Genomic DNA, 15,109 nt, shown 5'->3' with positions numbered 1-15,109 from the left:
CGCCTCTCAGTCCTGGGGAGTGGTCAGCTTGCCGAAGTCCCGCTCTCCCCTGCTCAGGGCGCCGAACAGGCCGGCGTGGAAGCGGAGGTAGGACTTCTCCTGGATGGGGTGCGGGGTGGGCAGGGCCCGGTGCAGCCGGTGCAGGTTGACCGAGGCCACCGCCGGGTAAAGGTGGTGCTCGGCGTGGTAGTTGGCGTTCCAGACCAGATAGCGGACCAGCCGGTTGGAGCGGACGGTCCGGGTGTTGCGGGAGATCTCCGGTACGCCCCACAGCCCATAGTGCTCGGGCAGGCTCAGGAAGACGCCGGCCGGCAGGGAGAGCACCAGCGGCAGCCAGTAGGCGATCAGCAGCGGGTAGGGGAAGAGGACGGTGAGCACGGCCATCAGCAACAGCCAGGTGCAGATGGCCGAGTTGTCCTGCCGGGCCTCGCGCCGGCGGTTGTCGGTGCCCACGCTGGCCGGGAAGTCATTGCGCCAGGTCTTCCAGATCCGTTTGGGGAAGCCCGGCCAGAACGGCACCCCGGACAGGGCGTAGAGATAGCCGCGCAGGGTGGTGAAGGTCTCCTCGGGTTCGGTGTCCCCCTCCACTCCGGTGTAGCGGTGGTGCACCAGGTGCTGGTGCCGGTAGATGGTGAAGTTCAGGAGGATGGGGGTGGACCAGGCGGCTCCGGCGAGCCGGTTGGCCCGCTTGGAGCGCAGATGGCTGCCGTGCACACAGTCATGGGCGGCGTTGATAAAACCGGCCAGCACCAGGCCCAGCACGGCGGAGCACAGCAGTGCCCACCATCCGGAGTCGGTGGCCAGTGCCAGGGTGGCGGCCGCCGCGTAGCCGGTGAGCAGCACCGCGGTGCGCGCCAGGACCCGTCCCCGGTCGGCGGTGGCCAGGCCGCGCAGCAGGGTCTTGTCGATCGCCGGGCGGTGTGTTCGTTCGCTCATCGCCGCGCTCCCATGGCCGGGTCGGCCGGGGCAGGGGCGGTGGCCCGGCGGAGGCGGGTCTCGATCTGGCGGGCCCGGGCCGTTGAGGGGGCGAGGGCGACGCACTCCAGGGGGGCGCCTAGCTGGGGGTCGGCGCCGACGATGACCACGCCCTCCTTGGTCGCGGCCGAGAAGGCCAGCCCCTGCTCGCGCAGGATGCGCAGTGCCTCGGGCAGCGGCAGTGCGGTGATGTCCCGGAGTCCGGAGATCACATGGTGGTCGGCGTAGTCCGGTCCCAGCAGCCGTTCGCCGATGGTGTGCAGGGCCAGGCTGCCGCCCCAGCGCGCGTTGACCTCGTTGAAGAGCACGGATCCGTCGGTGGTGCGGATGCCGTCGATGTTGATATGGCCCCGGTAGCCGATGGCGGCCGCCAGGGCGACCATCCGGGCCGCGGCGGTCAGGGCCCGGGAGGCCGTGCCGGGGGGCAGGTCGGCGGGGAGTTCCAGGCCCACCCAGACCAGTTCCGCGGCGGCGGGGTCGGGGTCCGGGCTGCGCCGGATGCCGCCGCTGTTGAGGAAGGTGATCCGGCCGTCCTCGGCGATCAGATACTCGGCGTAGAAGCTGTGGGTGGCCGGGTGGTAGCTCTCCACCACCACAACCGGGTTGTGGTCGTCGGTGAGTTCGGCCCACAGCGCATCGGCGGCCGTGCGGGGATCGGTGGCGGCCAGGGTCCGGCAGACCCCGGGCAGCGGGCTGGTATCGCCCAGGGTGAGGGCCACATTGCCCTGTCCGCCCAGGTCGTCGTCGCGTTTGACGATCACGGTGCCGGTGCGCGGCAGATGGCGCCGTATGGCGGCGGCCAGTTCCCGGGCGCCGGTGACCACCGAGCCGGCCGGTACGGGCAGTTCGGCGCCGACGGCCAGTTGCCGGAAGTGGGACTTGCGGTTGAGCAGGACCGGGCCTCGCTGGGCGGCGAACCGCAGTCCGGGGCCGGGGGGCAGGCCCAGCAGCCGGGCCAGGGCGGCGACGCCCTCGGTGTGGGCGGCCGGCAGCAGCTGGGCGTCGTCCTTGGTCATCGGCCGCAGCCACTCCACCAGGTCCGGGTGGACCAGTGCCTTGTCGGTCAACTCACCGCCGGCATTCACGACCTGGACGGTGTCGCGGTCCACGCCGAGTTCCCCGCAGACATACCGCAGAAAGGGCTCGTCCACCGGGATGGGGCTGATCACCACATCGCCCGGGCGCACCAGCCAGAGCTGGCGGTGGACGGCGCGGGCGGCCGCGGTGCCTATGTTGAGTACCAGGATCCTCATCGGTTCACCGCACCATGCCGTAGGCCTGGGCGCCCCGGGGGCTGGCGGCGGCGAACACCCCGCCGGTGGCGTCGGGTCCGGTGGCGCACACCTTGCCCAGCGTCATCGCCTCCACGGTGGTCACCCGGTGGCCGCGGCGCCGGAGTTCGGTGATGGTGTCCTTGGGGATGCCCTCCTCGGCCAGCACGCCCAGCGGCTTGAACTGGCGGGGTGCGAAGGAGGTGGGCACATGCTCGGTGTGGAACGCGGCGGCCTCCACGGCCTGTTGCGGGGACATGCCGAAGTCCACATGGTTGACAAAGAAGTTGAGCGTCCACTGGTCCTGCTGGTCGCCGCCGGGGGTGCCGAAGGCCAGGTAGGGCTTGCCGTCGTCGGTGCTGACCAGGGTGGGGCTGAGCGTGGTGCGGGGCCGTTTGCCGGGGGCCAGGCAGTTGTTGTGGCCCTCGGTGAGCCAGGCCATCTGGCCCCGGGTGCCGAGCGGGAAACCGAGTCCGGGCACCACGGGGGAGCTCTTGAGCCAGCCGCCGCTGGGGGTGGCGACCACCATGTTGCCGTCCCGGTCGGTGGCGCTGACGCAGGTGGTGTCGGCCTTGCCGGCGGTCTTGCGCAGCACGGTGGGGATGCCGTTGGCCAGTTCGGCGCGCCACTCGGGGGTCAGCGGGCCGTCCGTGGCGTCCAGGACCGGGGGGATCCACGGGGTGCGGCCGTCGGGTGAGCCGGGCCTCAGTTCCGCGGATGCCTCGGCGGTGATCAGGGCGCGGCGGGCGGCCGCGTAGCCGGGGTCCAGCAGGGTGTTCAGGGGGACGTCGGCGTGCTCGGGGTCGCCGTACCAGGCTTCCCGGTCGGCGAAGGCCAGCTTGGCGGACTCGATGACGGTGTGCAGGTGGTCGGGTCCGGCGAAGTCCATGGCGCCCAGGTCGAAGCCGGCCAGCAGGGACAACTGCTGGAGGAAGACCGGTCCTTGGGACCAGGGGCCGGGCTTGTGCACCAGCCGGCCGCGGTACTCCAGGGTCACCGCCGGCTCGGCGGACGGCCGCCAGGAGGCCAGGTCCTCGCCGGTCAGCAGGCCCTTCTGGGGGCGGCCGGTGGAGTCGATGGCCTCGGTTGTGGCGAGGAAGGCGTCGATGGCCTCGGCGACAAACCCCTGGTGGAAGGTGTGGATGGCGGCCTCGGCCTGTCCCTGGCGGTCGGTGGTGGCGGCGGTGGCCTCGGCGACGATCCGGCGGAAGGTCCGGGCCAGGGCGGGGTTGCGCATCCGGGCGCCGGCGGCGGGGGCCGCGCCATGGTGCAGATAGGTGGCACCGGACTCGGTCCAGTGCTCACGGAACAGCGGCGCCAGCGCCTCGATCATCAACGCGGCCCGGGGCAGCAGCGGATAGCCGTCCTCGGCGTAGCCGATGGCCGGCTCCAGCACATCGGCGACGGTGAGCCGGCCGTGGTCGCGCAGCAGGGTCATCCAGGCGCTGAAGGCGCCGGGCACACAGGCGGCCAGCAGGCCGGAGCCGGGTATCCCGGTCAGGCCGCGCTCGCGGATGGCCTCGATGGTGGCGGCCTTGGGCATCGGGCCCTGGCCGCAGATGACCTTCACCTGTCCGGTGGCGGCGTCATGGACCATGATCGGCACATCGCCGGCCGGGCCGTTCTGGTGGGGTTCGACAACCTGGATGACAAAGGCGGCGGCCGCGGCCGCGTCAAAGGCGTTGCCGCCGCGGTCGAACATGGCGTTGCCGGCGGCCGTGGCCAGCCAGTGGGTGGACGCCACGGCGCCGTGGTAGCCGTGGAGTTCGGGTCGGTACAGCACTGGGGAAAGCCTTTCGGGACGGGCCGTGGGGCCGTGGAATGGCGGGCGGGGCCGGTCAGCCGGCGCGGGCGGGGGTGAGCACCTCGGCGGCGATGTCCTCCAGGACCTTCGGGCTGCCCTGGTAGGGGAAGTCGGGGCGCGGCCAGTGGACGACCAGGTCGGTGACGCCGATCTCGCCGAACAGGCCGCAGGCGTCGCGGTGGCTCTCCACCGACTCCAGCACGCCGTCGATCATCGCCCCGGTCACCACCAGCCGGCGGATGGTGGCCGGGTCGCGCCCGATGGCCTCGCACTCCTTGTCCAGGAGCGCCGACTGCTGCCGGATGACCGGGACCGCCTCCGGGTACGGGAGCGGTTCGCCATGGCCGGGCCAGGCGATGGTGACCCAGATGTCGGCGTGCCGGGCGGCCAGCCGGATGCCCCTGGGGCCGAGCGCGGCCACGGCCAGCGGCAGCCGGGGGCGCTGGACGCAGCCGGGGTGCAGCCGGGTGCCGGTGGTGGTGAACCACCGGCCCTGGTAGCTGGTCTCCGGCCGGCGCAGCAGCTGGTCGGTGAGTTCCACGAACTCGCCGAAGCGTTCCGCCTTCTGGGGTGGCGTCAGCGGGGTGAGGCCCAGGGCGTCGTCGTCGAAGCCACCGGCGCCGGCGCCGATGCCGCAGATGGCCCGTCCCCCGGAGACGTCGTCCAGGGTCATCATCTCCTTGGCGAAGGAGACCGGGTGGCGGATGCCGGGGCTGGCCACCATGGTGCCCAGGCCGATGCGGGTGGTGGCCGTGGCGGCGGCGGTCAGGGTGGGCATGGTGGCGAACCAGGGCTTCTCCCGGAACCAGCGCCACATCAGGTGGTCATAGGTCCAGGCGTGGTCGAAGCCCAGTTCCTCGGCCCGCACCCAGACCTTGCGGGCCTCGGTCCACCGCTTTTCCGGCAGGACGATGACTCCGTGTCGCATGAGTTGGCTGCTTTCTCTTGGGTGGTCGTGGGTGTCAGCGGGGCGGCCGGCAGCCGGTGGCCAGGGCGGCCACCCGGAGCACGATGTCGGCCAGTTCGCTTTCGCAGGCCAGGGTTTCGGGGGTGCACAGCTCGTCCGGGGTGGGGCCGGTGTAGTCGGCGACGCGGGGGTAGAGTCCGTTGGCCGCCAGGTCCATGGCCACCGCCTTGCAGCGGCGCAGCAGTTGGGCGAGCACCTCCTCGCCGGAGGCCGGGGCGCGCAGGGTGAGGAAGTAGCAGTCGAAGATGCCGCTCCAGACCCGGGGCTGCCGTTCGGCGGGCTGGTCGACCAGGTGCTGGAGCAAGGACCGTCCGTCGGCGACCAGTTTGGCGGCCACGCCCAGATGGATGCGCTGGCTCAGCGCGATCTCCTGCGCCAGAGCACCGGCTTCGCCGGCGGGCACGGGGGGCAGTCTGCGGCCGCGGAACAGGCCGCGTACCGCGGCGTAGTCGGCGGCCCAGGTGCCGCTGAAGGTGCTGTGCATCCGGTACATGCTGGGCCGGATGGTCCGGTTGTAGATCTCACGGGTGCTGGATCCGGTGTAGAGCATCATGGCGCTGTACGCCCGGACGTACTCGGTGATCTCCCGGGCGATGGCGTCCGGGTCCCCTTCGCCGGCGGCCAGTTGCTCCAGGCGGGCGGCGATCAGCCGCCAGATGACAAAGGAAATGTGGTGCCCGGTGATCCAGCGGAACCAGAACAGCTGCTCCAGTTCCGCCGCGGTGGCGGGCGGGACCGCCAGGGATCCGCTGCCGGCGGCGGCCAGCAGTTCGCGGCAGGAGGCGGCGAGGCCGGTTCCGATGGCGCCGGGGGCGAGCCAGGGCTCGCCGGGGTGGGGCAGGGTCAGCGGTTCCAGTGCGTAGGGGTAGTCCCCGAAGTCCCAGCCCAGGGTGGCGGGCAGGGACAGGGCGGCCGTGGTGGAATTCCTGCTCATCGCGCGCTTTCCGGGAGGTGGGTGAACTCGATTTCCAGGCCGTTGACGTCGAAGCAGTAGAAGCTCTGGACGCCTTCGGCGTCGGTGACGATCCCGGTGGGCGGGTCGGGCCGCAGGAACTCGTAGTCTCCGGAGGCGTGCAGCCGCTGCCAGCGGGCGAGCGTGGCGCGCAGTTCCTCCGGTGAGTCGACGGCGAGGCACAGGTGCTGGAACTGGACGCGGTCCTCGGGGCCGTGCTGCCGCTCCCGGCTGTCCCGCTCGATCAGATGGAGGCGGACGCCCTCGGTGACGATCTCGGTGATCCGGGAGACTCCGGGCAGCCGGCTGCGGGTGAGTTCGGAGAACGCCGTCGCGGTCCAGGTGGGCCGGCAGCCGAGGAAGTCCCGGTACCAGGCGAGGGAGTTGTCCAGGTCGAAGGTCTGCACCCCGATGTGGTGCAGCCGTGCCGGGGGTTTGGTGGTTGTGGTCACGGTGTTTCTCCGCTGTGGTCGTGGCGGCCGGCCGTCGCTCGGTCCAGCCGCTGGTTGAGCACCGGCCCCAGGGCGGCGAGCGGGCCCGGGCGGGTCATCTCGCCGTGGGTGCAGTCGACTTGGTGCACCTCGAGGTCGCCGGTGAGGTGCGGGCGCCAGAGGTCCGGGGTGTACGGGGAGTCGCCGGGTTTGTCGGCGGCCGCCCGGAACAGCAGCAGGTCTCCCCGGAACCGGCCCAGGACCGGCTCCGCATAGCTGCGGCTCAGTTCCCGGTAGACCCTGACCAGGGCGGACACCTCCACATCGGCGAGGCCGGTGAGGGTGCCGTCGGGGGCGACGTCCTGGCCCAGGGAGGCGGCCAGCTGGTGCAGCGCGGTGGCCTCGTCGGCGTCCCCCTGTTCGTCCTGTTCCGCTTCGGGGACGCGGGGATAGCTGTCCAGCAGGGCGAGCAGGGCGACTTCCTCGCCCTCGTCCTGGAGGCGGACCGCGAGCATATGGGCGATCAGTCCGCCCAGGGACCAGCCGGCCAGGGTGTAGGGCCCGCTCGGCTGGACCTCGCGGATCCGTGCCAGGTAGTCCTTCACCATGTCCTCGGGTGAGCCGGCCGGGTGGCCGGGGGTGCCGAGTCCGGGTGCCTGGAGGGCGTACACCGGCCGGCCGGTGTCCAGGTAGCGCAGCAGACCGGAGTAGACCCAGCCGATGCCGGCGGCGGGGTGCACACAGAACAGGGGGGTGCCCCGGCCGCCGCGCAGGCGCAGGACGGGCGTCAGGGGGTCCGCGGTGCCGGTGCCGCCGTCGGCGGCCAGGCGGGCGGCGAGGGCGGCCGGGGTGGGTGCGTCCAGCAGGTCGCGGATGTTGACCCCGGCGCCCAGGGTGGTGCTGATCCGGTCGGCCAGGCGGATCACCAGCAGGGAGTGTCCGCCCAGGTCGAAGAAGGAGTCCTCGGGCCCGGCCCGGTCGACGCCCAGTACCTCGGCGAACAGGTCGCACAGCAGGTGCTCGCGCCGGGTGCGCGGGGCCCGCCCGGCGGTGGCGCCGGTGGGTTCGGGCAGGGGCAGCGCGCCGCGGTCGAGTTTGCCGTTGGGGGTCAGCGGCAGGGCGGGCAGGCTGAGGACCATGGCGGGCACGGTGGCTGCGGTGAGCATCCGTGCGGCGCGCCGCCGTATCGCTTCCGGGTCGATGGTGACGCCTGGTTCGGGCACCACATAGCCGACCAGCCGCCGGTCTCCGTTGCCGAAGCGGTGCACGGTGGCGGCGGCCCGCGCCACCCCGGGCTGTTCGCGCAACACGCCCTCGATCTCACCGAGTTCGATACGGAAGCCGCGCAGCTTCACCTGGGCGTCGGCCCGTCCGGCGAATTCCAGCACGCCTTCGGGCAGCCAGCGCGCCAGGTCCCCGGTGCGGTACAGCCGGGCGCCGGGCGGCCCGAAGGGGTCGGCGACAAAGCGTTCGGCGGTGAGGGCGGGCCGGTTGAGGTAGCCGCGGGCCAGCTGGTCGCCGCCGATGTACAGCTCTCCGGCGACGCCGACCGGCACCGGCCGCAGCCCGCGGTCCAGGACGTACATCCGGACCCCGGGGAAGGGCCGGCCGATGGGCACCGGTCCCGGGCCCAGGGGCTCGCCCGGGGGCAGCCGGAAGTCGCAGCAGTTGACGGTGGATTCGGTGGGGCCGTAGGCGTTGACGACGGTGACCTCCGGGTGCTGTTCCCGCCAGGCCCGCAGTGCGGTTCCGGTCAGTGCCTCGCCGCCGATGACCAGGCACCGGCCGGGCGATGCCTGCTCGGGCAGCGCGGTCAGCAGCCCCAGGTGGCTGGGCGTCAGCTTGGCGAAGTCCGGCCGTACGGTGCCCCGTACGCCGTCCTCGGTCAGCTCGGCCAGCCGTACGCACCCGCCCGTGGTGAGCTGGCCGTGGAGCGCGGTCACCGTCAGGTCGAAGGAGAAGGAGGAGTGCAGGGCGCTGGTGCCCGGCACACCGGGGTAGGCGGAGCGGCAGTGCCGCAGATAGGCGGCCAGCGCGCGGTGTTCGGTCACCACGCCCTTGGGCCGGCCGGTCGATCCGGAGGTGTAGATCACATAGGCGGGGTGGGCGGGGTCGAGGGGGACCGGCCGTTCCGCGTCGGTGAGGTCGTCCTCGGCGAGGCCCCGGGTGTCGACCGGTCCGTCGAGCACCACCGTGGGGGCGGCGTCCTCGATCATGTAGGCGATGCGGCCGGCCGGGTAGCCGGGGTCGACCGGGACATAGGCCGCCCCGGTCTTCCATACCGCGAGCAGGGCCACCACCAGGTCCACGGAGCGGGGCAGCAGCACCGCCACCCGGTCCTCGGGGCCGGCGCCCCGGGCGATCAGCCAGCGGGCCAGCCGGTTGGCCCGGCGGTTCAACTCGGCGTAGTCCACGCTTTCTTCGCCGCACTGCACGGCGGGCGCGGCCGGGACCCGGGCGGCCTGTTCCTCGAACATCCGGTGGGCGAAGGCCACCTGGCCGGGGGCCGGGGCTCCGTTCCACTCGGTCAGCAGGCGCTCCCGCTCGTCCGGCGCCAGCACCTCGATGTCCGAGAGAGCGGTGCCGGGGTCGGCGAGCACGGCGGCCAGGACCCTGTGCAGGCGTTCGGCCAGAGTGGCCACGGTCCGGTGGTCGAACAGGTCGGTGCTGTAGTCGATGGCGCCCCGGACACCGGCCGGCTCTCCCGCCGGGCCGAACTCCTCGCGCAGATTGACGGAGAGGTCGAACTTGGCGACCTCCAGCGGCTCGGGTTCGGTGCGCGCGGCCAGGCCGGGCAGGGCGATACCGGTGTCGGCGAGGTTGCTGTTGAACGGCATCATCACCTGGAACAGCGGGTGCCGGCCCGCCGACCGGGCCGGGTTGAGGGCCCTGACCAACTGCTCGAAGGGGATGTCCTGGTGGGCGAAGGCGGCCAGGTCGGTCTCCCGGGTCCGCTCCAGGAACTCCTCGAAGGTGGGGTTGCCGGACAGATCGTTGCGCAGCACCACGGTGTTGACGAAGAAACCCACCAGTTCGTCCAGTGCCTCATCGGCCCGGCCGGCGACCGGGGTGCCGATGGGGATGTCGCTGCCGCCGGTCAGCTTGGCCAGCAACAGCGCCAACGCGGCCTGGAAGACCATAAAGGTGGTCACCCCGCAGCGGCGCGACAGCTCCACCAGCCCCTGGTGGACCTCCGTGGTCACCCGGAAGTCCACCGTCCCGCCGCGGTAGGAGGCCACCGCCGGACGGGGACGGTCGAAGGGCAGGCCCAGTTCATCGGGCAGACCGGCCAGTTCCTGCCGCCAGAAGTCGGCCTGCTCCGCCATGTCGCCGAGCGCCTCGCGCTGCCACAGCGTGTAGTCCGCGTACTGCACCGGCAGCGGCGGCCAGTTGGGCTCCGTGCCCTGGCAGCGCGCGGCGTAGGCCGTGCCCAGGTCACGGGCCAGCGGGTCCAGGGACCAGCCGTCGCTGGCGATATGGTGGACCAGCACCATCAGCACATGCTCATCCCGGCCCACCTCGAACAGCCAGGCCCGGACGGGGATTTCACCGGCGAGGTCAAAGGCGTACCGGGCCGCCTCACGCAGCCGCTCCGCCACCGACTCCGCCTCGGCCCGCTCCACCTCCAGCACCGGAACGGCCTCGTCCGCCGGCACCACCTGCTGCACCGGCTCCCCCTCGGCCTCCGGGAACCGGGTGCGCAGGCTCTCGTGCCGCACCACCACATCCCGCAGCGCGGCCCGCAGCGCGTCCCGGTCCAGCGGGCCGGAAAGCCGGGACACCAGGGGGTTGTTGTAGGTGGGGCTGGGGCCTTCCAGCCGGTCCAGGAACCACAGCCGCTGCTGGGCGAAGGACAGCGGTATCCGTTCCGGGCGCGGCCGGGGTTCCAGTCGCGGCCCGGCGCCGGCGGCGGTGCCGACCACTTCGGCGAGCCCGGCGGGCGTGGGGTGTTCGAACAGGGCGCGGATCGGCAGCTCGGCGTGGAGCCGGCCGCGTATCCGGCTGATGACCTTGGTGGCGGTCAGCGAGTGCCCGCCCAGGGCGAAGAAGTCGTCGTCGATGCCGACGGAGGGGGTGTCCAGGACCTCGGACCAGATCTCACAGAGTGCCTTCTCCACCCGGGTGCGGGGGGCGCGGCCGCTGGTGTCATAGACGGGCGGCGGGAGTTCCCGGCGTTCGAGCTTGCCGTTGGGGCTCAGCGGCATGCGATCCAGCAGCACAAAGGCGGCGGGCACCATATAGTCGGGCAGCGCGGCGGCCACATGCCGGCGCAGGGCCTCCGGTTCCGGTGCTTCGGCGGCGGGCACCACATAGGCGACCAGGCGCTTGGCGCCCGGCCGGTCCGTCACCGCGATCACCGCGACCTGGGCGACGGCGGGGTGTTCCCGCAACCGGGTCTCGATCTCGCCCAGTTCGATCCGGAAGCCACGGATCTTGACCTGGTGGTCGGCGCGGCCGGTGAACAGCAGCTCGCCGTCGGCCCGCCAGCGCACCAGGTCTCCGGTGCGGTACATCCGGGCGCCGGGCGGACCGAAGGGGTTGGCGACAAAGCGTCCGGCGGTCTGCCCGGGCCGGTTGAGGTAGCCACGGGCCAGCTGGGCGCCGCCGATGTAGAGCTCGCCCAGCACCCCCGCCGGGACCGGCTGGAGCCACCGGTCCAGGACATACACCTGGGTGTTGCCGATGGGCCGGCCGATCGGCGGGTCCGCCGGCCAGTCCTCGGTCCGGGCGGGCATCCGGTAGCCGGTGGCCATATGGGTCTCGGTGGGGCCGTAGCAGTTGTCCAGCCGCCTGCCCTCGTCCGCGCGGAAGATCTCCTCGACGGCGGAGGACAGCACCAGGGCCTCGCCGCCCTGCCCGACGTGCCGCAGGGCCGGCAGCCGGGTGCCCGCCGCCCGGGCCGCCTCGCACACCGCGTTCAGCACCAAGTTGGGCACCACCGTCAGATCGCTGACCCGCTGCTCGGCCAGCCATTCCACCAGCCGGTCGGCGTCCTTGCGGATGGCGTCCTCAGGGACCACCACACAGCCGCCGGATGTGGTGGCGATGAGCAGTTCCATCGGGGAGACGTCGAAGCTGGTGGCGGAGAACAGGGCGATACGGGCGGGCGGTTCCCAAGTGGCCCACCACACCACCAGGTTGACCAGGGCGGCCCCGGGCATGGAGACAGCCTTGGGCACCCCGGTCGAGCCGGAGGTGTAGATGACGTAGCAGGGGTGCTCCGGCAGCAGCGGGGCGGTGCGGTCGGCGTCGGTGAGGTCGCCGTCCGGCACATGGGAGACATCGACGGGCCCGGTGAGGACCAGGGTGGGCTGTGCGTCCCGCAGCATAAAGTCGTTACGGGACTCCGGGTATTCGGCGTCGATCGGCAGATAGGCGCCGCCGGCCTTGAGGACGGCCCACACCGCCACCACCAGGTCGGCGGAGCGCGGCATCCGCAGCGCCACCAGGGCCTCGGGGCCGACGCCATGCGTGATCAGATGCCGGGCCAGCTGGTTGGCCCGGGCGTTGAGCTGGGCGTAGGTCAGGGTGGTGTCCCCGGTCTGCACGGCGGGTGCGTCGGGGGTGCGGGCGGTCTGCGCCTCCAGCAGCTCCGGGAGCGTGGCGGCCGGGACATCCAGCGCGGTGTCGTTCCAGTCGGCCAGGATGCGGGTGCGCTCCTCGGGGGCGAGGATGTCGATGGCGCCGCAGGGCCGGCCCGGGTCGCCGGCGACGGCGGTCAGCACGCGGACCAGCCGGTCGGCCATGGCCCGCACGGTGCCGGTGTCGAACAGGTCGGCGTTGAACTCGATATGTCCGCTGACGCCTTGAGCCCGTTCCTGGAAGTTGACATTGAGGTCGAACCTGGACACACCGAAGGCCTGTGACCGGCCGGTGACCGCGAGTCCCGGCAGGGACAGCGCGGTGTCCAGGTCGTTCATGGTGATGGATACCTGGAACAGCGGGTTGCGGGCCGGCGAGCGGACCGGGTTGACGGCCTCCACCACCTGCTCGAAGGGGATGTCCTGGTGGGCGAAGGCGGCCAGGTCGGTCTCCCGGGTCCGCTCCAGCAGGTCCTCGAAGGTGGGGCTGCCGGACAGATCGTTGCGCAGCACCACGGTGTTGACGAAAAAGCCGATCAGTTCGTCCAGCGCCTGGTCGGCGCGGCCCGCGACCGGGGTGCCGATGGGGATGTCGCTGCCGCCGGTCAGCTTGGCCAGCAACAGCGCCAACGCGGCCTGGAAGACCATAAAGGTGGTCACGCCCCGGCGGCGGGACAGCTCCACCAGCCGCTGGTGGACGGCGGAGGGGACCTGGAAGTCCACCGTCCCGCCCTGGTAGGAGGCCACCGCCGGCCGCGGACGGTCGAAGGGCAGCCCCAACTCATCGGGAACGCCCGCCAGTTCGCGCTTCCAGAACTCCGACTGGGCGGTGGTGTCAGCGAGCGCCTCGCGCTGCCACAGCGTGTAGTCCGCGTATTGCACCGGCAGCGGCGGCCACTCGGGCTCCGCGCCCTGGCAGCGCGCGGCGTAGGCCAGGCCCAGATCCCGGGCCAGCGGGTCCAGGGACCAGCCGTCGACGGCTATGTGGTGGACCAGCACCATCAGCACATGCTCATCCCGGCCCACCTCGAACAGCCAGGCCCGGACGGGGATTTCACCGGCGAGGTCAAAGGCGTACCGGGCCGCCTCACGCAGCCGCTCCTCCACCGACTCCGGCGCCATCCGCTCCACCTCCAGCACCGGAACGGCCTCGTCCGCCGGCACCACCTGCTGCACCGGCTCCCCCTCGGCCTCCGGGAACCGGGTGCGCAGGCTCTCGTGCCGCACCACCACATCCCGCAGCGCGGCCCGCAACGCCTGCCGGTCCAGCGGGCCGGAAAGCCGGGAGACGACCGGCACGTTGTAGGTGGGGCTGGGGCCTTCCAGCCGGTCCAGGAACCACAGCCGCTGCTGGGCGAAGGACAGCGGCACCCGTTCCGGGCGCTCCCCGCTCACCAGCGGGGTGACGGGGGCGGCCAGGGCGCCGTCCAGTACGCCGGCGAGCTGTGCGGGGGTGGGGCGGTGGAAGACATCGCGGACGGTGACCCTTACCCCGAGGGCGGCGCCGATCCGGCCGATCAGCCGGATGGCCAGCAGGGAATCGCCGCCCAGGGCGAAGAAGGAGTCCTCGGGGCCGACTTGGGGCAGCCGCAGCACCTCGGCGAAGAGTTCGCACAGCCGCCGCTCCCCCGCCGAGCGCGGGGCGCGCCCGGTGGTGGTGGCGGCGGGGTGCGGTACGGGCAGCGCGGCGCGGTCCAGCTTGCCGTTGGCGGTGAGCGGCAGCGCGTCCAGCAGCAGCACCGTGGCGGGCACCATATGGGCGGGCAGCCGGCGCTCCGCATGCCGGCGGAGGTCGTCGGGCGAGACGGTCTCCTTCGCGGCGGGCACCGCATAGGCCACCAGGCGCCGGTCGTGCCGGCCGACATCATGGGCGTGGACGGCGGCTTGGGCGATGGCGGGGTGGTCGCGCAGCACGGCCTCGATCTCGCCGGGTTCGATCCGGAAGCCGCGGATCTTCAGCTGGTCGTCGGCTCGGCCGGCGTAGCGCAGATATCCGTCGGCCTCCTGGCGGACCAGGTCTCCGGTGCGGTACATCCGGGCACCCGGCGGGCCGAAGGGGTCGGCCACAAAGTGCCCGGCGGTCTGCCCGGGCCGGTTGAGGTAGCCACGGGCCAGCTGGGCGCCGCCGAGGTAGAGCTCACCTGTCACACCCGGCGGGACCGGCCGCAGCCGGTCGTCCAGTACCCGGGCGACGGTGTCGCGGACCGGCTCGCCGATCACCACATCCTCGGCGGCGGTGGCCGGTGCCCAGAGCGCGTCCACCGTGCACTCAGTGGGGCCGTAGAGGTTGTGGGCGGTAACGCCGGGGGTGTCGCGCAGTTCGCGCCACAGCGGTTCGCTCAGGGCCTCGCCGCCCAGGACCACCAGCCGGGGCCGGGCGGCGGGGTCACGGATCAGGCCGTAGGGCAGCAGCTGTTCGAGGTGGGAGGGGGTGAGGTCGATGACGTCCAGGCGGTGGCGGCGGACATAGTCGGTCAGCGCGGCGGCGTCCTGGCGGGTGTCCTCGTCCAGCAGGTGCAGCTCATGCCCGGCGACCATCCACAGCACCGGGTCCCAGGAGGCGTCGAAGGACAGCGGCGCGATACCGCCCACCCGCAGCCGCTCACCGGCGGCCGCCACCTCGGCGTACTGGACCTCGGCATGGTGACGGAAGAGGTTGGTGAGGCTGCGATGTTCCACCACCACGCCCTTGGGCGTTCCGGTCGATCCGGAGGTGTGGATCACATAGGCCGGGTGGGCGGGGTGCAGTGCGGCGGTGCGGTCGGCGTCGGTGAGGTCGGTGCCGGGGTGGCCTTCGGTGTCAACAAGGCTGTCGATCACGGTGGTTGGGGCGGCCTCCTGGAGCAGGGCGGCGATCCGCCCGGCGGGCTGCCCCGGGTCCAGGGGCAGATAGGCCGCGCCGGACTTCAGGCAGGCCAGCAGGGCCACCAGCGCCTCCACCGAGCGGGGCAGGCGCACCGCCACCCGCCGCTCGGGGCCGGCGCCAAGCTGGACGAGGTGCCGGGCCAGCCGGTTGGCCCGGGCGTTGAGGTCCGCGTAGCGGACGGACTCGCCCCCGCACACCACGGCGGTGGCATCCGGCGTCCGCCGGCACTGTTCCTGGAACAGTTCGTGTACGAAGGTCATC

At 72.5% G+C, this 15,109-nt stretch carries 7 protein-coding genes; all 7 read right to left on the bottom strand.

The annotated features are described in order from the left end of the window. Window positions 1–6 precede the first annotated feature (6 nt). The 7 genes from ACIHFE_RS19435 to ACIHFE_RS19405 are packed head-to-tail and all read right to left on the bottom strand — an operon-like array spanning window position 7 to window position 15,108. Window positions 7–936 carry a fatty acid desaturase family protein gene (locus ACIHFE_RS19435; RefSeq protein WP_400108152.1) on the bottom strand — a complete coding sequence of 310 codons (930 nt, stop codon included), beginning with the start codon at window positions 934–936 and terminating at the stop codon, window positions 7–9. Then, window positions 933–2,228, bottom strand: coding sequence for a peptide ligase PGM1-related protein (locus ACIHFE_RS19430; RefSeq protein WP_400108150.1), 1,296 nt, complete (start codon window positions 2,226–2,228; stop codon window positions 933–935). Before ACIHFE_RS19430 ends, ACIHFE_RS19435 begins: the two co-directional genes overlap by 4 nt. Window positions 2,229–2,232: 4 nt before the next feature. Continuing rightward, window positions 2,233–4,029 (bottom strand): gamma-glutamyltransferase family protein, encoded by a 1,797-nt coding sequence (locus ACIHFE_RS19425; RefSeq protein WP_400108148.1) that lies wholly within the window; start codon window positions 4,027–4,029, stop codon window positions 2,233–2,235. A 55-nt stretch (window positions 4,030–4,084) separates the two neighbouring features. Continuing rightward, entirely contained in the window at window positions 4,085–4,978 is an 894-nt protein-coding gene (locus ACIHFE_RS19420) for an LLM class flavin-dependent oxidoreductase (RefSeq protein WP_400108146.1), read from the bottom strand. A 34-nt stretch (window positions 4,979–5,012) separates the two neighbouring features. Continuing rightward, window positions 5,013–5,951 (bottom strand): hypothetical protein, encoded by a 939-nt coding sequence (locus tag ACIHFE_RS19415; RefSeq protein WP_400108144.1) that lies wholly within the window; start codon window positions 5,949–5,951, stop codon window positions 5,013–5,015. Continuing rightward, window positions 5,948–6,421, bottom strand: coding sequence for a VOC family protein (locus ACIHFE_RS19410; RefSeq protein ID WP_400108142.1), 474 nt, complete (start codon window positions 6,419–6,421; stop codon window positions 5,948–5,950). Before ACIHFE_RS19410 ends, ACIHFE_RS19415 begins: the two co-directional genes overlap by 4 nt. Further along, the gene (locus ACIHFE_RS19405; protein WP_400108141.1) at window positions 6,418–15,108 is read right to left on the bottom strand and encodes an amino acid adenylation domain-containing protein; all 8,691 of its coding nucleotides are present in this window, start codon (window positions 15,106–15,108) and stop codon (window positions 6,418–6,420) included. Before ACIHFE_RS19405 ends, ACIHFE_RS19410 begins: the two co-directional genes overlap by 4 nt. Between the last annotated feature and the right edge of the window lies 1 nt (window position 15,109).

Source organism: Streptomyces sp. NPDC052396, from assembly GCF_044593195.1.
Lineage (GTDB): Bacteria > Actinomycetota > Actinomycetes > Streptomycetales > Streptomycetaceae > Streptomyces.
Note: the sequence above shows the minus strand (reverse complement) of the source record. Positions and strands in the feature narration are given on the sequence as shown.